Genomic DNA, 20118 nt, shown 5'->3' on the forward strand with positions numbered 1-20118 from the left:
GGCTTTGAATAAGCATCCCCGAATAAACACCGCACGCAGAAAATGCGAATGCATTTTCTAGGAGTTCTTGCCTTCCGCTCCAATCAACAGGGTGCTAAAAAACAACAAGCCTTTAAAATAAAAACCCCTGTTGGTATTCGACTTGCAAACCAACAGGGGCCTTGTAAAAAATTACTTTAATGTATTGGCTTTTTCAATTACTTCTTTTGCTTGTTCCCGCAAACGGAACTTTTGGATTTTACCTGAAGCTGTCATTGGATAAGCCTCGATAAATTCAATATAGCGCGGGATTTTATGCCGTGATATTTTACCTTTGCAATACTCACGCAGTTCTACGGCTGTTATTTCTTCGCCTTCTTTTAAGATAACCCAGGCGACTACTTCCTCCCCATAAACAGCGTCAGGAACACCTACCACCTGGACATCAAGAATGGCTGGATGTGTATAAAGGAACTCTTCTATTTCGCGGGGATAGATGTTTTCTCCGCCCCTGATGATCATATCTTTAAGCCTGCCTGTAATTTTACAATATCCGTTTTCATCCATCACGGCCAGGTCTCCTGTGTGCAGCCAGCCGTTGTCATCAATGGCTTCTTTGGTGGCATCTGGATTTTTGTAATAGCCTTTCATGACATGGTAACCCCTTGTACATAACTCACCCTGTACACCGCGTGGAACCTCTTTATTCGTCCCCGGTTCCACGATTTTTACTTCTACATTAGGAAGGGCTCTGCCAACAGATTCGACCCTAAGCTCAATTGGATCATCTGTTCGTGTCTGGGTAATGACTGGAGAAGATTCTGTCTGGCCATAAGCGATCGTTATTTCGCTGGCGCCCATCCTTTCGATAACCCCTTTCATAACCTCAATTGGACAATTGGAGCCAGCCATTATACCTGTGCGAAGACTGGATAAATCATATTTGCTGAATTCTGGATCATTAAGCTCTGCGATAAACATAGTCGGAACGCCGTGCAAACCCGTACATTTTTCATCCTGTACAGTCTGAAGCACTGCTTGGGGGCTGAATTCCTGAACCGGAACAATGGTGGCGCCAACGGATACACACGCCATAGTTCCAAGTACGCATCCGAAACAATGGAAGAAAGGAACTGGGATACATAAGCGGTCATCTTTAGTTAGACGCATGCAATTGGCGATATTGTAGCCATTGTTCACAATATTATTATGGGTTAGCATAACCCCTTTCGGAAAACCTGTAGTTCCCGATGTGTATTGCATATTAATCGCATCATCCGGATCCAGGCTCTCCATACGCTGATTAAGTTCTTCTTCCGAGACGGATTCACCCATTTTAATCATATCATCCCAGCTGTAAGTCCCAGGGAAGCGTTTCCGGCCCATAACTACGACATTCTTTAAGTAAGGCAGCCGTTTGCTCTCCAGCTGTCCCGGCTCTGAAGTTTTAAGTTCGGGAACAATACTATATAGCATCTCTATGTAAGAGGTGTCTCTGAAATTTTCCATTAAAACAATAGTAGTTGTATCAGATTGTTTTAGAAGATATTCAAGCTCAGCAGCTTGATAGTTTGTGTTAACTGTTACGAGCACAGCCCCCATTTTACCAGTTGCAAACTGGCATGTCAGCCATTCAGGCTTGTTTGTCGACCATGCAGCAATATGTTCCCCTTTTTCGAGGCCCAGCTTCATAAAACCTTTGGCTGCAAGCCGGCAATAATCATCAAACTCCTTGTAGGTCATTCGCAGCCCTCTGTCTGCATAGACTACAGCTTCATGTTTGGGGTGAAGGTTGGCTTTCTCTTCGAGGAGCTTCCCTACTGTGAGATTTAACAATTCCGTCATCCAGAAATCCTCCTTAGATTATGATCTGTTCATTATGCAGAAATTCTTCCAAGATGCTAAAATGAAACGCTTACATTTTATGTTATCATATATTGCTGAATATTCAATATTTTCGTATATCAATAATCTTATAAGTTGGAAAGTCTGCGCTGACAGTATTGAGCATAAAAGTATCGAGAAATACTTTTATGGGAGATTGTTTATATAAAGGTGTAGGAGCAGATGCCAGCCTATTCCGAGGGAGGCGGGACATGATAAGACCAAGCAGAACGTTGGAATTTGGGTGATGGTTAGAACTTTTTAAACGGACCAGGGTCGGTTCCGCGCGGTTCCAGTGAAAAGGTGTGCAGGAAAAATGAGACTGCTCCTAATCAGAAGCAGTCTCATAGATATCTATTATTAATTTAATATTTTAACATTAAATGTCCGGGTCCTGGGGCCATCGAATTCGCAGAAGTAGATTCCCTGCCATGTTCCAAGAAGCAATTCGCCTTCTGTTATAATAACATGCTGGGAAGAGCCGACTGTGCTTGCTTTCATGTGGGCAGCAGTATTTCCTTCCATATGGAGGTCTTGTTTATGCTCCCAAGGAAAAAATTCATCAAAACGCCTGATCATGTCTGTCTTTACATCCGGATCGGCATTCTCATTTATGGTAATCCCGGCAGTTGTGTGGGGGCAATAAATGACAGCTGCCCCCTCCCTTATACCGGAGTCTGTTATGAATTTTTGTACCTGGGCTGTTACTTCAATAAACTCATCCCGCTTTGACGTGTGAATTGTAAATTTCCTTAACAACTGTATGTCCCCCTTACAAATAGCTTGATCCAAAAAGGTTTACTTCTTTTTTAAGTGAAGGTGCAAACTGAATAGCAAAAGGTTTTTCTCCGCGAGTTTTTAAAACTGCAGAAGCCTCACTTTCTTCGTTTAATGGCTGGCAAAAGAAAATCTCTGTAGAACCAGCCTGAATGGAAGTTCTTTTTTCACGCTGGTTGCTGGTTTTGTATGTATCCCTGATTTTAAATGGAAAAAGCTTGGTCCACTCTTTTGCGGATTTTTCACTGTCTTCAGCAGCAATGAATATAGCTTGAACGCTAGCATCCTCAAGCTTATCATCAAGCATGCCGAGCCGTTTCAATTCTTGGAATCTTATATCGTCTTCCATTCCCCAATCGATAAAAAACGGATAAATATGCTGTGGGTTATTTTTAATAAAAAGCATACTCCATGAAATGGTGCTGCCATCTTCACGCTTTCGGCTCCCCTTGAAAATTGGATGGGTTTCACATCCTTTATTTTCAAGTTCTCTTTGCAGCTCACGCATGTTATTCGTCCGGAAGCAAATTTGCCCGACTCCTTCCCCATTCTGAAGGTCTTGAGTAAGCTGCGTGATTAGCGGGTTGTCTGTTTGGTCGGCAATTTCTTTTTTCTCTACAGAGAGAAACTCCAGGTAAGCATGTCCGATATATAGGAGACTATTATAAGTTCCCCAGTTTTCATGGCTGCCGCCCATAGCAGCATGGTATCCCTGATTTTTCCAGGCATTCACAGCTTTTGCTGGATGGCCTTTAATAAAATGGACGATATGATCAAGCTTTAATTCCATTAGCGACTCCTCCTTTTTAATTGCTCTGTTATATAAATCATACAAATGTTGCTAATGCTCGTCCATTAAGAGGCATCCATACTTCGAGTGTAAAATCTTTGTCATGAGAATGAAATAAATTTTTTTTAAATAATGGGTTCACAAATCTTAATAAAACCTTTACAATAAATTAAAAAAATAGAATATTCAATCCATTTATCAGGAGGTATGCAGAATGAAAATTATGAGTAATGAACAGTTGGTCGTCTCGTATCGTGATGCATTGAAGACAGGATCTGAAAAGGAATGGATTAGGATATTAAAAACCGAGATTCAAAAACGGGGATTGAAGCCGTTTAAAGAGTAGCGGTTCTAGATTTTAACAGTTTGGCAAATACTTAATTTGAAATCTAGAAGCGGGAGGTATTCCCGCTTTTTTTAATTCCTGCGAACTCTGTCTTTTAGCTTATTAGCATGTTTGATATTATTGTATTCTTCTTCGGTAAGTACACCAAGTTTCTTTAGTACCGCCGAATATTGCAGTATCTTCATTTGCCTTCTCCGCATATTATTCACCTGCTTTTTACTGATATAATATTCATAACAAGTACAATGTTTCCTTCAGGCAAAATTATTTTCCTTAATAAAAAACAGAGCGGATTAATTCCGCTCTGCTGGTTTTATTAGGCTTCAAATAGAAGGCTTTCCGGATCTTCAATCAGTTCTTTAACCCGTTTAAGGAATGTAACTGCTTCTTTTCCATCCACAATTCGGTGGTCGTAAGATAATGCAATATACATCATTGGACGATTTTCCATTTTTTCTGCATCAATAGCAACAGGGCGCAATTGAATAGAGTGCATCCCAAGTATGCCGACCTGTGGGCCATTAAGGATTGGCGTTGACATCATTGAACCGAAGATACCGCCATTTGTAATGGTGAATGTCCCTCCTTGAAGGTCTGATAATGCCAGTTTATTGTCTCTCGCTTTAGTGGCAAGATCCATAATATCTTTTTCAATTTCTGCAAAGTTTTTGCGGTCAGCGTCGCGAACAACCGGTACTACAAGTCCTTCTTTGGCTGATACGGCAATACCAATATCATAGAACTTCTTAAGGACTATTTCATCCCCCTGAATTTCAGCATTCAGGAATGGATTTTTCTTAAGAGCAGCCACAACCGCTTTTGTGAAGAATGACATGAAGCCTAGCTTAACATCATTTTCTTCAAAGAATTTATCTTTGCGCTTTTTACGAAGGTTCATAACATTGGTCATGTCAACTTCATTGAATGTTGTCAGCATCGCAGCTGTTTGCTGTACTTCAACAAGACGGTTTGCAATGGTTTGGCGACGGCGTGACATTTTGATGCGTTCCACTTCTTTGCCGCCCGTTTCCTGGGCAGCCGGCTTGGCTGGTGCAGCTGGCTTCGATGGCTGTGCAGGCTGCTGTTTAGCCTGTTCAGGATTATAGGATTCAACATCCTGAGCCCTTACTCTTCCAAGCGGATCACTAGTTGGAACCTGGCTTAGATCGATCCCTTTTTCTCGTGCCAATTTACGTGCTGCCGGTGAAGCAATCGGACGCTGGCCGCCAGCTTTTTCTTCTGCAGTTGGCTGTGAAGGCTGTTCCTCTGCTTTAGGTAGTTCTTCTGTTTTATCTTCAGGCTTTTCCTCTGCCTTTTCAGGTGCAGGAGATGCTTGTCCGCTTTCATCGACGATGGCGATCGTTTCTCCTACATTAACGGTATCTCCTTCTTGTGCTTTAACTTCCTTTAAGATACCGCTATGCTCAGAGATAATTTCCACGTTTACCTTATCTGTTTCCAATTCAACAACATAGTCACCTTTATTGACTGTGTCACCTGGCTGTTTAAGCCATTGTGCTACTGTACCTTCTGTAATTGATTCAGCCAATTCTGGAACTTTTATTTCTGCCACCTTAATTTCCTCCTTCTTGCTTGCGTGTTAATGCTTCATCTATAATACGAGCCTGTTCTTTCTTATGAACGGTTGGGTCACCTTCTGCAGGGCTTGATCTGCGTCTTCTGCCGATATACCTGACATCAATTCCGCTGCCGGCAATTTCTTTCAGCCTTGGTTCAGCGAAATTCCATGCTCCCATGTTCTTTGGCTCTTCCTGAATCCAGACCATCTCTTCCACGTTCGGATAGCGGCTTAGGATTTCTCTGATACGATCCATTGGGAAAGGATAGATTTCTTCTACGCGTAAAATATGGAACCAATCCTGATCCTCATAGTTCTTCAGGTTTTCCGCCAGATCAATGGCGATCTTCCCGGTTCCGAGTATGATCCGTTTTACCTTCTCAGGATTTTCACCCAATCCAGGCTGTTCAAAAACGGATTTAAATTCACCTTCGCTTAATTCCAGGCCGTTTGAAGCAACCAAAGGATTGCGTAATAGACTTTTAGGAGACATAATCACTAATGGCCTAACTTCCTCTTTCCCTAAGATGGCAGCCTGCCTTCTTAAGATATGGAAATACTGCGCTGATGAAGTCAGGTTAGCGACTGTCCAGTTATTTTCAGCTGCAAGAATCAGGAATCTTTCAAGACGCGCACTTGAATGTTCAGGTCCCTGGCCTTCGTATCCATGAGGAAGAAGCATGACCAGACCAGATTTTTGTCCCCATTTCGCCCGTCCTGCTGCAATAAACTGATCAAACATTACTTGGGCAGCGTTGGCAAAATCACCATATTGTGCTTCCCATAACACAAGCGTTTCCGGCGCGAAAACATTATAGCCATATTCGAAGCCTACCACTGCTGCTTCTGATAACGGGCTATTATGAATAGCAAAAGAAGCTTTGGCAGAAGAAAGCTTGTGCAGCGGAGAATAGGATTTTCCAGTCGTATGATCATGAAGTACGACATTTCTCTGTGCAAACGTTCCTCTTTCGGAATCCTGGCCAGTTAGCCTGACAGGTGTTCCATCAGATAAAATAGTGGCGAATGCCAATGTTTCAGCAAGCCCCCAATCGATTTTACCATCACCTTCAAGCGCTTCCATTCTGCGTTTTAAAATTTTGCCGAGTTTGTCAAAGACTTTGAAATCCTCAGGCCATGTTAAAAGCTCTTCATTGATTTGCTTAAGTGTCTCAATCGGTACCGCAGTTTTTACTTTAGGAAGGCCTTTCTCCACTGTTTCAGGCGGATCGGATGGCTCTGCTTCCTTTTTCTCTCTCGGCACTTTTTCGTGGGCCGCCTTCATTTTTTCCACTACTTCGTTTTGAACGCCTTCAGCTTCTTCTTTCGATATAGTATTTTCTTTCAGAAGCTTTTCTGCATAGAGCGCTTTCACCGTCGGCCGCTCGCGAATGACGTTATACATAAGCGGGTTGGTTGTCATCGGCTCGTCCATTTCGTTATGCCCGAATCTGCGATAGCCAATTAAATCAATCAGAATGTCCTTTTGGAATTTAGCACGATACTCACATGCCAGCCTTGCAGCAGCTACTACAGCTTCCGGTTCATCTGCATTTACATGCAGAACTGGCATTTCATAGCCCTTTGCAAGGTCACTTGCATACCGTGTGGAACGTGAGTCACGAGATTCAGTTGTAAATCCAATCGTATTATTTGCAATAATATGGATGGATCCGCCTGTATTATATCCTGTTAGCTGTCCAAGATTAAGCGTTTCTGCCACGATTCCCTGGCCAGGAAATGCTGCATCACCATGAATCAGGATTGCCAAAGCAGATTTATGGTCAACTTTCGGATAACCGGACTGTGTTCTTTCATCCTGGGAAGCTCTTGTAAATCCTTCTACAACGGAACCCACAAATTCCAGATGGCTCGGGTTATTCGCCAATGTCAGTCTGGCTATGGTCGTGTTTTCGTCTTTTATTTGCTTATCAAGTCCAAGATGGTATTTTACATCTCCTGTCCAGCCGTAGTTAATCCCAATGGATCCTTCGGAAGGAACAAGCTCTTTATTAGGGGCATGCTGGAATTCAGCAAAAATCATTTCATACGGCTTTCCAAGCACATGGGCAAGAACGTTTAGCCTTCCGCGGTGAGCCATTCCGATATTAATGGTTTTTGCTCCATCTGATACGGATTCAGATACGATCTCATCCAATAAAGGCACCATCGTATCCAGGCCCTCTATAGAGAATCTTTTTTGGCCAACAAATGTTTTATGAAGAAATTTTTCAAATTCTTCCACTTCAGTCAGCCTTTTTAAGACTTTGACCTTCTCTTGCTTTTGCATGGTGAGTTTATGGCTGTTAGCTCCTATTTTGCGGCGGAGCCAATTTTTTTCGGTTTCATCGTAGATATGCTGAAATTCAAAGGCAATAGGCCCCATGTAGGCGCTTTTTAGAAACTCAATCGCTTCCAAGCCGTTTCTCAGTGGATATGTCGCATCCTTTGTGATTACACCTGCAGGAATTTCCTTTAAGTCACTTTCAGTTAACCCGTATTTGGATAGATCAAAAAGTTCATTCTCTGGATTGTGGTTTCCCAATGGATAAATATCTGCAGCTAAATGTCCATATGTGCGAATATTATCAGCAAGACGAATCGCAGCAAGTGTCTTTTCAAGCTGCCCAGCCTTTAAGGATACTTCCGCTTGGCTTGAAGGAGTCGAAATTCCTTCATGTTGTACAGGAGACCCATTTTTTTCGAAGTACTCTTTCATTTCCGGATCTACTGAATCCGGATCCTCTAAATATCTCTCATATAATTCAATAACATAGCCAAGGTTAGGGCCATGAAATCCTTGTTCAAAAGGTCCCTCACCATTCGATGGCTTTTTCATGGAAAATTACCTCCATAACTTGTTTTTAAATAAATAATTCAATACATTTTTGTCCTCTGAATTCAATTACCCTTTATAATAATGAATTAACGTTTTATTTTTACGAATAATATTATTTTTCAGAGGATAAAACGTTTCCACAGCTATTCTAACACGGAAAATCTTGTTGTACAAAGATTTAAACATGAATATAGTGGAAAACTATTAAAAAATTTTTTAGGTGAATTACTTATATTAATAAAATGATTTGTTAAACAAAATACATTTATTAATATGAAATAACTAGGCATTATTTATATGGGAAAACCACAAAAATAAAAAGCCGATTTTTTTATCGGCTTTAAAAAGTCTCTACTAAGTTAATATAAATTTGTTTAACTGCATTAGGGTTCTTTCTGTTTTCTTTTAGAGAGGATTCAATTACTTCTCTTGTATCTACCGGAAAATCCACGTGGCCGCAAGTGGTGCATTTTTGAATCGCAGTACCTGAAACGTTAACCTCAATTCCGTCTTCGGTTTGGAAAACTGCTGGTCCTCCAAAATCTGCAAAGCGATGGTGACAGTGACTATGCTCTTGCATGATAACACCCCTCCACAAGAAAAGATATATGTTTTCTTTTATTATAAATCAAATATTCTGAACTTTAAAGTGGTACAGACTTAACATTTTATGCCATAGTTTGACCCAAGTATAAATTCTTTTATTTAAGACAAATTACTATTATTTAATCCAGGAGGTATCATATGAATATTGGAAGAGCTAGAGAAATTTCTGAGTCTGCAGATATGGTAGGTGTTACCTATAACGGCAATCCTGTAATCATTCAGCATGTGGACGAGGGGACAAAGATGGCGCGCATTTACACGAAATCAGATCCCGAAAATGAAATGGATGTACCGGTAAACAACTTGATTGAAGAGTAAATTCCAACCTACTTCTTCTTTAAAGACTTCCTTCCTCTGGATGGGAGTCTTTTCTTTGGGAATTTAAAAATTAACAAATTAAAATTTATTTCAAAATATTTTCAAAAAGTGTTGACTATTAACAGTTTACTGTAGTAAAGTGTAGAGAAAATTCAATATTTGATTTCTTATCCAGAGAGGTCGAGGGTAAGGCCCGACGACGCCTCAGCAACCATCAATCTTAAGTTGATTGAAAAGGTGCTAATTCCTGCAAGTTTTAAAAAACTTGAAAGATAAGAAGAATGGCTAATCACATTAAAAAGTCTTCTTCTTATAGAAGGCTTTTTTTTATTTTGTATAAGGGGTGTTTAAAATATGTATAAGCTTGATACTAAATTGGCACAAATCGGCAACAAAAGCGAGGCAGCAACAGGTGCGGTAAATCCGCCAGTTTATTTTTCTACGGCATACCGCCATGAAGGCATCGGCCAGTCCACAGGCTTTGATTACAGCCGTACAGGCAATCCTACCCGCCAGCTGCTTGAAAAAGCAATTGCAGACCTGGAAGAAGGAGATCAGGGATATGCCTGCAGTTCGGGAATGGCTGCTATTCTTACGATTCTTTCGCTCTTTAAATCAGGAGATGAGTGGATTGTATCCAAGGATTTATACGGAGGTACATATAGGCTGCTTGAGCAAGGCTTCAAGAAATGGGGCCTTCGGAGTAAATATGTGAATACAAGCAACCCGGAACAGATTGAAAACCTAATTACAGAAAATACAAAGGCGATTTTTCTTGAAACGCCAACCAACCCGCTCATGGAACAAACAGATATTAAGAAAACAGCTGAAATTGCGAAGCGGCATAATATTCTCTTAATTGTTGATAACACATTTTATACCCCTCTCCTCCAGCAGCCGTTAAAGCTTGGTGCTGATATTGTAATCCATAGTGCCACGAAATACCTGGGCGGTCATAATGACGTTCTTGCCGGATTAATTGTTGCAAAAGGAAAAGAATTATGTGAATTACTGGCCATGAACCATAACGCTGCCGGAGCCGTATTAAGCCCTTTTGATTCCTGGTTATTGATTAGAGGAATGAAAACTCTTTCCCTTCGAATGGAGCGGCATGAAAAGAATGCAAAGGAATTGGTGGAGTTATTAACAGATCATGATGCGGTCACAGACGTTTTGTATCCAGGCAATGGCGGAATGATTTCTTTCCGGATCAAAGATGAATCTTGGGTAAACCCATTCCTGCAAAGCCTTTCACTTATTTCTTTTGCGGAAAGCCTAGGAGGTGTGGAGAGTTTCATTACATATCCAGCGACACAAACACATGCTGATATCCCTGAAGAAATTCGAATTGAGACAGGTGTATGCAACAGACTCCTTCGTTTCTCTGTTGGCATTGAAAATTCTGAAGACTTAAAGGCAGATCTGAAGCATGCTTTTGCAAGTGTTTTAAAGGAGGTTGTACGATGAGTAAAGATCATTCAATGAGTTTCGAAACTAAATTGCTGCACAATAATCAAAAATATGATCCTGAAACTGGTGCTGTAAGTGTACCTATTCAGCATGCATCCACTTTCCATCAAAAGGATATCGATACTTTCGGAAAATACGATTACAGCCGCAGCTTAAATCCAACAAGGGAAGCCCTGGAAGAAGTAATCGCCGAACTTGAAGAAGGAACCAGGGGCTTTGCCTTCTCTTCCGGAATGGCTGCGATTTCTACTGCCTTCCTCCTCTTGTCCAAGGGTGACCATGTTGTCATTACCGAAGATGTGTATGGAGGCACCTTCCGTATGGTAACAGAAGTATTGACACGTTTTGGGATTGAACATACATTCGTTGATATGACCAATCTGGAAGAAGTAAAGGCTGCGGTCCGTCCAAATACAAAGGTATTTTATGTGGAGACTCCTTCCAACCCATTATTGAAAGTGACAGATATTAGGGCTATTAGTTCTCTTGCTAAAGAACATGGTGCTCTTACCTTTGTAGACAATACATTCCTTACCCCTGCCCTGCAAAAGCCTCTTGCATTGGGAGCAGATATTGTCCTTCACAGTGCGACTAAATTTTTATCAGGACACAGTGATGTTGTAGCCGGCCTTGCAGTTGTGAAGGATCCTGGCTTGGCTGGCAGTCTGGCGTTCCTGCAGAATTCCTTCGGTGCTGTTTTAGGTGTACAGGATGCCTGGCTTGTACTAAGAGGGATTAAGACCCTTCATGTCCGCCTGGAGCAATCTGTAAAATCGGCAGAGAAGATTGCCTCTTTCCTTGAAGAGCATCCGTCAATTAAGAAAGTGCATTATCCAGGCCTTGAGGAGCACCCCGGCTATGAGCTCCAGAAAAAGCAGGCTAAAAACGCAGGTGCCGTCCTTTCCTTTGAGCTTGAAGACGAGCAGGCCTTAAGGATGTTTGTTGGCAATGTGCAAATTCCTGTGTTTGCAGTGAGCCTTGGTGCAGTTGAATCCATCCTCTCCTACCCTGCAAAAATGTCGCATGCGGCTATGCCTGCGGCGGAAAGAGAGCAGCGCGGAATTACCTCCAGCCTCCTTCGCCTTTCTGTTGGACTGGAAAATGCAGATGATATTATAGAAGATTTCAAGACAGCATTAACTGCTGCGGAACAAACGAGACAAAAAATTTAACAGCGGGGGTGATGACTTGAATTTCCTTGATAAATTAAAAAATGAAATTATCATAGCTGATGGGGCAATGGGAACTCTGCTATACTCCTATGGTACTGACAGCTGTTTTGAAGAATTAAATCTATCACAGTCAGAACAAATCCAGCACATTCATGAAGCATATATTAATGCCGGTGCAGGCTTGGTCCAAACAAACACATACGCAGCGAATTATCTAAAGCTGCAAAGATACGGACTTGAAGACTCTGTAAAAGAAATCAACAGTGCGGCTGCACGGATTGCTAAAAAAGCTTCCAATGGCAAAGCTTATGTGGCAGGTACGATTGGGGGCAATAGAGGCATAAAACCTAATATGGTGTCGCTAGAAGAAATTAAGAGAAGCTTTCGCGAGCAGCTATATTGCCTCCTGCTTGAGGGTGTAGATAGTATTTTACTAGAAACCTATTATGATCTTGAAGAGCTGGAAACGGTCCTGGCCATAGCCAGAAAGGAAACCGATTTGCCGATTATTGCCCAGGTATCACTTCAGGAAGCAGGTGTACTGCAGGATCAGACACCTATCGCTGACGCTTTTTCAAGGCTTGAAGGCATAGGTGCGGATGTTGTGGGATTGAATTGCAGACTTGGTCCGCATCATATGCTTAAAACCTTGGAATGCGTACCTCTGCCTAAACATGCATTTCTTTCATCTTATCCTAATGCCAGCATTCCAGCTTATACGGACGGCAAATTTCATTATGAAGGAGATGCCGATTATTTCCGCCAGTCAGCGAGAGATTTCCACAATCAGGGCGTTAGGCTTCTTGGAGGCTGCTGCGGGACTACTCCAGCGCACATCAAAGCTTTTGCGGATGAATTAAAAGGGATAGCGCCTCTTGAGGAAAAAGAGGTAAAGGCGAAAAAAGAAATAATCGTGTCTGAAAAGCCTTCACCATCAAGAGACCTCCCTCCTCTTCAGGAAATTGTGAAGGAAAGGCCATCTGTCATTGTCGAGCTTGATCCTCCACGGAAGCTGGATACCACACGTTTTTTTGAAGGAGCAAAAGCTTTAAAGGAAGCCGGCATAGACTCCATTACACTGGCAGATAACTCCCTTGCTTCCCCAAGGGTATGTAATTCCGCTCTGGGATACCTGGTGAAGCAGCAAACAGGCTTGCGTCCACTTGTTCATGTTACCTGCAGGGACAGAAATATTATTGGATTGCAATCCCATTTAATGGGTCTGCACGCACTTGGATTAAATGATATATTGGCAGTAACCGGAGATCCTGCTCGAGTCGGCGATTTCCCTGGTGCATCTTCTGTTTATGATGTCTCTTCATTTGAACTGATCAGCATGATTAAACAGCTGAATGAAGGCTTATCGGTTTCAGGAAAAGACCTGGGCCAGAAAGCCGCTTTTTCTGTAGCCGGCGCTTTTAATCCCAATGTCCGCTCACTGGAAAAAGCTGTTGGGCGCCTGGAAAAGAAAATCGACCATGGCGCTGACTATTTCATTTCACAGCCCGTTTTCTCAGAAGAAAAATTGCTGGAGATCCATGAAGCGGTCAAGCATTTAAAAGCACCAGTTTATATCGGGCTTATGCCATTGACAGGAAGCAGAAACGCAGAATTCCTTCATAATGAAGTGCCGGGAATAAAGATTGCAGATAGCATCAGAGACAGAATGGCAGCCTTAAAGGATGATCCCGTACAAGCTGGCCGGGAAGGTATTGCAATTGCAAAGTCGCTGATTGATGCCGCAGCGGAGCTATTCAACGGAATTTATCTGATTACTCCGTTTATGCGTTATGAAATGACTGTTGAACTTTCAAACTACGCACGCGAAAAGACAGAACGGCTTTCAAGGAGGAAACAGCATGCATAAACCAACATTACAGGAACAGCTTAAGAAGAAAATTTTAATCATGGATGGAGCAATGGGCACCATGCTTCAGAGAGCGAATCTTACAGCGGACGACTTTGGCGGCGAGGAATATGAAGGCTGCAATGAATACTTAAATGTGACCGCTCCTGATGTGATTGAACATATACACCTTGAATATTTGAAAGCCGGCGCTGATATTATTGAAACTAATACATTTGGCGCAACAAGCATCGTTCTTGCCGACTACGATCTTGAAAACAGGGCTTATGAACTGAATATGAAGGCAACCGAAATTGCCCGTAAAACGGCTGACAGCATCTCTACTCCTGATCGGCCAAGATATGTGGCAGGAGCAATGGGACCTACGACTAAAACGTTAAGCGTGACAGGCGGTGCCACTTTTGATGATATGGCGGCAGCTTACGAAGAACAAGCACTGGGGTTAATTGACGGCGGCGCCGATCTTCTTCTTTTGGAAACGAGCCAGGATATGCTGAATGTGAAAGCAGGATTTATCGGTATTGAAAAAGCATTTAAAAAGGCTGGAAAGAAACTTCCTCTAATTGTTTCAGGAACAATTGAACCGATGGGCACTACCCTTGCCGGACAATCAATTGAAGCTTTTTATATTTCGCTTGAACACATGAATCCCCTTGCGGTTGGACTTAACTGTGCGACAGGTCCGGAATTCATGCAGGACCATATCCGTTCCCTCTCCGGACTGGCAACCACTGCAGTTAGCTGTTACCCCAATGCAGGATTGCCTGATGAGGAAGGACAGTACCATGAAACACCGGAATCACTTGCGAGCAAGCTTGCCGGTTTTGCCAAGGAAGGATGGCTGAATATTGTCGGGGGCTGCTGCGGGACTACGCCTGAACACATACAGGCTATAGCTGAATCCGTAAAGGATTATAACCCTCGTACATTTGAAGAAAACTTGCTTCACAAAGTTTCCGGCATTGAGCCGCTTATATATGATGATCCAACTTTAAGGCCAATTATGGTCGGAGAGCGTACAAACGTTATCGGCTCCCGTAAATTTAAAAGGCTGATTGCTGAAGGGAAATTTGAAGAAGCTGCCGAGATTGCCCGTGCTCAAGTAAAAGGCGGAGCGCATGTCATTGATATATGCCTTGCCGATCCGGACCGGGAAGAAATGCAGGATGTAGAAAACTTCATGAAGGAATTAGTGAAAAAAATCAAGGCTCCGCTCGTGATCGATTCAACAGATGAAATGGTGATCGAGAAAGCCCTCACTTATTCACAGGGAAAAGCGATTATTAATTCGATTAATCTGGAAGATGGCGAAGAGAGATTTGAGGCTATCGTTCCACTCATTCACCGCTATGGAGCTGCTGTTGTTGTTGGGACGATTGATGAAGAAGGCATGGGTGTTACAGCTGAAAGAAAACTTGAAATCGCTAAACGCTCTTATGATCTTCTTGTGAATAAATACAATATCCCGCCTGAGGATCTGATTTTTGACCCGCTCGTCTTCCCTGTCGGTACAGGCGATGAACAATATATCGGCTCGGCTAAGGCTACTGTTGATGGAATCAGACTTATCAAAGAAGAATTTCCGGAAGTTCAAACCATTTTGGGGATCAGTAATGTATCTTTCGGCCTCCCTCCTGTCGGCCGGGAAATTCTAAATTCCGTATTTCTGTATCACTGTACACAAGCCGGCCTTGATTACGCCATAGTGAATACGGAGAAGCTTGAAAGATTTGCTTCCATTACAAAGGAAGAAGTCGCAATGGCAGAAAAGCTGCTATTTGAAACGACGGATGAATCTCTTGCAGTTTTCACTGATTTTTATCGTGATAAGAAGAAAGAAAGCAAAAGCGTCCTGCCTGATATGACTCTCGAGGAGCGCCTTGCCTATTATATTTTAGAGGGCACGAAAGAAGGTTTGATTCCAGATCTTGACTTGGCCCTGGAACAATACCCTGCCCCTCTTGATATCATCAATGGCCCTTTAATGAACGGAATGAAGGAAGTTGGCAGACTATTTAACGATAATCAGCTAATTGTCGCGGAGGTTCTGCAAAGTGCCGAGGTTATGAAGGCATCTGTTGCTTACCTTGAACCATATATGGAAAAGGACGCTGCCCAGTCATCTTCCAAAGGGAAAATTGTCCTGGCCACGGTTAAAGGCGATGTGCATGACATTGGCAAAAACCTGGTTGATATTATTTTAAGCAATAACGGATATGAAGTAGTTGATTTAGGGATTAAAGTCTCCCCTGCAGATTTAATTGAAACGATTAAAAGAGAAAAGCCAGATATGGTTGGCTTATCTGGTTTGCTGGTTAAGTCAGCACAGCAGATGGTCATCACGGCGCATGATATGAAACAGGCTGGCATCAATGTCCCTATATTAGTAGGAGGTGCAGCTCTTTCAAGGAAGTTCACTGACACAAAAATATCCAAGGAATATGACGGGCTTGTCTTGTATGCCAAGGATGCCATGAACGGTCTTTCTTTAGCCAACCAGCTTCAGGAGCCGGAAGAAGCTGAAAAGCTGAAGGTCCAGCAGGCTGAAAAACAGGCTGCTGCACTTAATGCAGTACCTTTTGACCGAGGATCCGTTGCTGTGGCAGTAAAGCCGAAGCCAACGGTTAGCACAAAAGCGCCAGTGTTTGTTCCAAAGGATCTTAAACGCCATTTGTTAAAGACGTATTCTCTTTCTCATATCGAACCGTATATTAATAAACAAATGCTGATTGGTCATCATCTTGGATTAAAAGGAAACCTTCAAAAGCTTCTTGCTGAAGGTGATGAAAAGGCCATTAAAGTAAACACAATGGTTGATGAACTGATTACTGAATCAAAAGAGAAAAACTGGATTGACCCTAAGGCAGTTTATCAATTCTTCCCTGCCCAATCGGATGGCGATAAGGTTCATATCTATGCTGAAGATCAGACTACTATCATAGAAACATTTGAGTTCCCGCGCCAGGAAACGGAGCCGTTTTTATGCCTGGCAGACTTTTTAAAGTCCAAAGAAAGCGGCCAAATGGATTATGTTGCATTCTTTACTGTTACTGCCGGTAGAGGTATTCGGGAGGTAGCTGACCGATTAAAAGAGGAAGGCAGATTCCTGGAAAGCCATGCCTTGCAGTCGCTTGCCCTTGAATCAGCAGAAGGATTTGCCGAGTTAATCCATCGTCAAATACGTGATCGCTGGGGCTTCCCGGATCCGGTAGAAATGACGATGAAAGACCGTTTCGCAGCCAAATACCAGGGACAGCGCTTTTCATACGGATATCCGGCCTGCCCAGATCTGGAGGATCAGAAAAAGCTATTCAAGCTTATTCAGCCAGAAGACATCGGCGTCCACCTAACAGAAGGATGCATGATGGAACCAGAAGCATCTGTTTCTGCGATGGTATTTGCCCATCCGGAAGCCAGATATTTTAATGTACTTAGATAGAGAAAAGCAGAGGCGCCATTCGGAACAAGCCAAAAGCCGAGTGTTCCTGTGAAGCGTATTCTAAGGAGGCTTTCCTTAGTGCGCATCGATGGAGCCAGAAGCAAGCACGTCGAGTCCATAAGGGGCCGGAGCTTGGACATTTATCAAAGTTTATAGTTAACTTTCTCATATTAAAAGAAAACCCGGCAGAATGAAGCCGGGTTTTTTACTTATGTCGGATGTTTGCGTTTCCCCTTTTAAAACCATTACAATAAATACATACATATCTGAAAGGAGAAATCGTAATGAACGTCCTATGGGATTTGGATGGCACAATTTTGGATGCATGGCCTACTTTGGTTCAATCTTTTATTCAAATATCGGGAAAAAATCTTGATCCTAATGAAGTCCTCCCACTGCTAAAAAACGGAAATGCATTCGAGAAGTATGGAGTACCGTCAGAAAAAATAATCGATTTCCGTAAAACGGAAAGAACTTTTAGGCATGAAGAAAAACCGTTATTTCCATATGTAAGGGATATTTTGGAGCAAAACAATATCAATGTCCTCGTGACACATCGCAATCGCCAATCCACTGAGGAGCTATTGGATTATTGGAATCTGGCACCGTATTTTGAAGAAGTCATCTGTCCCGAATTTGACGGCTTCTTCCTAAAGCCACACCCTGAATCCTATGAATATTTGCATCGCCGGTATCAAATTGATCTCGCAATCGGCGACCAGGACACAGATTTAATTCCGGCCCGGAAAATTGGCATCAGCACCTGTGCTTTCCGCAATCCTAACCCTTATGCAGACTATGCGATCGATTGTTACTCGAAATTCGAAACGATCACTTGTAAAGACCGTGGCTAAAATATGGAACAGGCCGCGGTTATTCTTACATTTTTATATAGCCAGCCAGCCTTTCACCCCATGGAGCAATTCCTTTGTCTGTAAAGCCAGTGCTTTTATATAGCCGATCTGCAGCGATATTGTCCTGGTGATAGCCAACATATATCTCCTGGCAGCCAGGGTTATTGCTGATCATTGCTGCGGCTTGGATGAGGGCTTGTTTTCCATATCCTTTTCTTTGAAACTTCTCATCGATCATAAAACGGTAAATCCAGTAGTTCCCGTCATCAGGATCAAGTCCAAACATAATAAACCCTATCATCACATCGGTGTAATAGATTCCCATTGCTTTGAATCCGGGCAAGAATTGCACTTCTGCAATGGAATATAAGTTGGATGCTATGAACCCTTTCTGATGATCCGCTACCTGAAGTCCTATGCACTCCTCCCAATTCTGATAAGTAATCTCTTTAAACCTGATTTCCAAATAGCACGCCCCCAAAATAACATCCTTTTCCTTCTATTATAATCGACTATGGCCAATGATGCCTGAATTTTTTGATAAAAAAACTGGTGCATGGATTTGCACCAGTTAATTGGAGGATTTTCGAGTATTAATGCGGACCACTCTGTCTGTTTTCGGGTCGAATTCAATATCTATAAATAACCCGAATTCTTTTCCGCCATCTTCAATCCAGAGCTTGAATTTTTCAATGTCGGTTTTTGCTTTCTTCTCCCTGCCCATATGCAAGTAATCAAGTATTTTAGCGGCAGGATATTTTTCTTTTGCTGTTTTCATGGCAAGTCTTCCCCATTTGGCGTATGCTGGTTCTGGCCTTTCTGCAAATGCCTGTTCTGTAAACGCCGGCATGCTATATGAAGCTGTTAAAAAAGCCAAGGCCGCAAAACTGACCATTAATTTTTTCAATTTAAACCCTCATTTCAGAAAGTCTGCTTTTTAGTATTTGTTTTCTGTCTCTTCTCTCATTCGTTCTTCTTCTTCATCGACGCAGATATAGGCAATTTGCTGTTCCATTAGATGGTGCAGAATATCCTTCTCATCTGTACAGGCAATGTCTTTTCTTTTTTCCATTATACTCTCTCCTCTCGTTTGTTAAGATTCAGGTCTTCTTCCTTAGGCTCTGTTAAAGCTCATTGTTGTAATTTGAGCGGAAAGGAGCGAGGCTCCCGAACCCGCCCGGGTTCGCTGAGTTCCTGGAGCGGAAATCAACAGGCAAATTTAACAGAGACTATTAAAAAGCTTAGATAAGATCCTTTTATCCACAAAAACAACGTGAAAAACATACATCAAGATAGACTTCAGCATAAACAAAATGAACAGATGGAGCTGTGTGAAGCGGACGAGCTTCCATATGCCGAGCTTTTTGAACCAATTATAAAAAGGGTAAGAGAAAAAGGCATCAACAATTGCATTCAACAACAAATATAGTAAAGGTTTTCCATATGTTAATTTTAGAATCCACATGGAACCGGCAAAGAATGGCCCAAGAATCAGGGGCACTTCTCCGCTTAATTTCGGGTGAAGTCTTTCCTTAATTGTCCACCATTTGTTCTTTTCTGCTATGGCTCCTTCACATAATATATATAGACCCATAAAGATGGCTGCAGGATAGTACTTTTTAAAATCCCTTTTGCCTATGAAAGGAACAGTCATCCAGGAAAGGAGAACCATCAGGATTAAAGTAAACTTCTTTTTCATCGTACCCCACCTTTTTTTTTAGGTTTCGCCTTTCTGGAGAGAATTATGCCTTGCGAAATAGAACTAATATGGAAATTTTAATTTGTTTTAAGAAAAGTGTTTTGGAGGTTCCAATATGTGTAATAGATTAACAATCGTACAAGGAGCTGATCAGCATGTTAACGATCTACAAATGCAAGAATTTTAATAAAACAGGTAAAATTCTGCTGCCAAGCAAGTGGCGGAACCAATTTGGCCTCCTGCCAGGCAGGCTGGCTGATCTTCGCTTCGACCAAAATCAAATTGTTATTAAAAAGGCAAGTTTGGATTCTACTCATAATAAAAGGCTCATTTCTGAAAATGGCTCCATCCATATTCCTAAGGAGCTGCAATCGCTGCTGGATATATCTGAAGAGGAGGAGTATTGCTTGTTCATTGACGAGGATAATAAGTGCTTTGTGCTAAGGCTCATATCTTTAGAAAATTAAAAAGCTGCAGCTTTTATCTCGCTGCAGCCTTT

Annotated in this window: 18 protein-coding genes and 1 riboswitch; of the genes, 8 read left to right on the top strand and 10 right to left on the bottom strand. The window is 42.2% G+C overall.

Annotated features, from left to right (window positions below; translation table 11 throughout):
- Positions 1-171: 171 nt before the first annotated feature.
- The 3 genes from DFO73_RS00185 to DFO73_RS00195 form a co-directional block, all read right to left on the bottom strand.
- Positions 172-1815 carry an AMP-binding protein gene (locus DFO73_RS00185; RefSeq protein ID WP_181395912.1) on the bottom strand — a complete coding sequence of 548 codons (1644 nt, stop codon included), beginning with the start codon at positions 1813-1815 and terminating at the stop codon, positions 172-174.
- A gap of 408 nt (positions 1816-2223) precedes the next feature.
- Positions 2224-2622, bottom strand: coding sequence for a secondary thiamine-phosphate synthase enzyme YjbQ (locus DFO73_RS00190; protein ID WP_110062785.1), 399 nt, complete (start codon positions 2620-2622; stop codon positions 2224-2226).
- 13 nt (positions 2623-2635) lie between these two features.
- Positions 2636-3430 (bottom strand): VOC family protein, encoded by a 795-nt coding sequence (locus tag DFO73_RS00195; protein WP_110062786.1) that lies wholly within the window; start codon positions 3428-3430, stop codon positions 2636-2638.
- 214 nt (positions 3431-3644) lie between these two features.
- Here DFO73_RS00195 and sda point away from each other — a divergent pair, with 214 nt between their 5' ends.
- Positions 3645-3776, top strand: coding sequence for a sporulation histidine kinase inhibitor Sda (sda, locus tag DFO73_RS00200; protein WP_110062787.1), 132 nt, complete (start codon positions 3645-3647; stop codon positions 3774-3776).
- A gap of 316 nt (positions 3777-4092) precedes the next feature.
- Here sda and odhB read toward each other — a convergent pair whose 3' ends face one another.
- The 3 genes from odhB to DFO73_RS00215 form a co-directional block, all read right to left on the bottom strand.
- Positions 4093-5349 carry a 2-oxoglutarate dehydrogenase complex dihydrolipoyllysine-residue succinyltransferase gene (odhB, locus tag DFO73_RS00205; RefSeq protein ID WP_110062788.1) on the bottom strand — a complete coding sequence of 419 codons (1257 nt, stop codon included), beginning with the start codon at positions 5347-5349 and terminating at the stop codon, positions 4093-4095.
- A gap of 1 nt (position 5350) precedes the next feature.
- On the bottom strand, positions 5351-8194 hold the full coding sequence (gene sucA / locus DFO73_RS00210) for a 2-oxoglutarate dehydrogenase E1 component (protein WP_110062789.1): 2844 nt from the start codon (positions 8192-8194) through the stop codon (positions 5351-5353).
- 340 nt (positions 8195-8534) lie between these two features.
- Positions 8535-8774, bottom strand: a complete 240-nt coding sequence (locus DFO73_RS00215) for a hypothetical protein (RefSeq protein ID WP_110062790.1) — start codon at positions 8772-8774, stop codon at positions 8535-8537.
- A gap of 164 nt (positions 8775-8938) precedes the next feature.
- Here DFO73_RS00215 and DFO73_RS00220 point away from each other — a divergent pair, with 164 nt between their 5' ends.
- The 6 genes from DFO73_RS00220 to DFO73_RS00245 all read left to right on the top strand — a co-directional run bounded on the left by DFO73_RS00220 (position 8939) and on the right by DFO73_RS00245 (position 17920).
- A complete protein-coding gene (locus tag DFO73_RS00220; protein ID WP_110062791.1) occupies positions 8939-9118 on the top strand; it encodes an H-type small acid-soluble spore protein in 180 nt (59 codons plus the stop codon).
- A 164-nt stretch (positions 9119-9282) separates the two neighbouring features.
- Positions 9283-9397: riboswitch (SAM riboswitch) on the top strand.
- A gap of 75 nt (positions 9398-9472) precedes the next feature.
- Complete coding sequence (locus tag DFO73_RS00225) at positions 9473-10585, top strand: methionine biosynthesis PLP-dependent protein (RefSeq protein ID WP_110062792.1); 1113 nt, start codon at positions 9473-9475, stop codon at positions 10583-10585.
- The gene (gene metC / locus DFO73_RS00230; RefSeq protein WP_110062793.1) at positions 10582-11760 is read left to right on the top strand and encodes a cystathionine beta-lyase; all 1179 of its coding nucleotides are present in this window, start codon (positions 10582-10584) and stop codon (positions 11758-11760) included. The genes DFO73_RS00225 and metC overlap by 4 nt, the downstream gene beginning before the upstream one ends.
- A gap of 16 nt (positions 11761-11776) precedes the next feature.
- Positions 11777-13627, top strand: coding sequence for a bifunctional homocysteine S-methyltransferase/methylenetetrahydrofolate reductase (locus tag DFO73_RS00235; RefSeq protein ID WP_110062794.1), 1851 nt, complete (start codon positions 11777-11779; stop codon positions 13625-13627).
- Entirely contained in the window at positions 13620-17066 is a 3447-nt protein-coding gene (gene metH / locus DFO73_RS00240; RefSeq protein ID WP_110062795.1) for a methionine synthase, read from the top strand. Before DFO73_RS00235 ends, metH begins: the two co-directional genes overlap by 8 nt.
- 284 nt (positions 17067-17350) lie before the next feature.
- The gene (locus DFO73_RS00245; protein WP_110062796.1) at positions 17351-17920 is read left to right on the top strand and encodes an HAD hydrolase-like protein; all 570 of its coding nucleotides are present in this window, start codon (positions 17351-17353) and stop codon (positions 17918-17920) included.
- A 25-nt stretch (positions 17921-17945) separates the two neighbouring features.
- Here the strand turns inward: DFO73_RS00245 and DFO73_RS00250 are convergent, their stop codons facing one another.
- From DFO73_RS00250 to DFO73_RS00260, 4 genes are all read right to left on the bottom strand, one after another.
- Positions 17946-18386 (bottom strand): GNAT family N-acetyltransferase, encoded by a 441-nt coding sequence (locus DFO73_RS00250; RefSeq protein ID WP_110062797.1) that lies wholly within the window; start codon positions 18384-18386, stop codon positions 17946-17948.
- Positions 18387-18491: 105 nt separating this feature from the next.
- On the bottom strand, positions 18492-18827 hold the full coding sequence (locus DFO73_RS00255) for a DUF3889 domain-containing protein (RefSeq protein ID WP_110062798.1): 336 nt from the start codon (positions 18825-18827) through the stop codon (positions 18492-18494).
- Positions 18828-18857: 30 nt separating this feature from the next.
- Positions 18858-18992 (bottom strand): hypothetical protein, encoded by a 135-nt coding sequence (locus DFO73_RS29050; protein ID WP_258309117.1) that lies wholly within the window; start codon positions 18990-18992, stop codon positions 18858-18860.
- Between the two features lie 147 nt (positions 18993-19139).
- Positions 19140-19619: a hypothetical protein gene (locus tag DFO73_RS00260; RefSeq protein WP_110062799.1), complete on the bottom strand. Its 480-nt coding sequence runs from the start codon at positions 19617-19619 to the stop codon at positions 19140-19142.
- Positions 19620-19774: 155 nt separating this feature from the next.
- Here DFO73_RS00260 and DFO73_RS00265 point away from each other — a divergent pair, with 155 nt between their 5' ends.
- The gene (locus DFO73_RS00265; protein ID WP_110062800.1) at positions 19775-20086 is read left to right on the top strand and encodes a hypothetical protein; all 312 of its coding nucleotides are present in this window, start codon (positions 19775-19777) and stop codon (positions 20084-20086) included.
- The last annotated feature ends 32 nt before the right edge of the window (positions 20087-20118 follow it).

Source organism: Cytobacillus oceanisediminis (assembly GCF_003182355.1).
In the GTDB taxonomy this organism is placed as follows: Bacteria; Bacillota; Bacilli; order Bacillales; family Cytobacillaceae; genus Cytobacillus; species Cytobacillus oceanisediminis_A.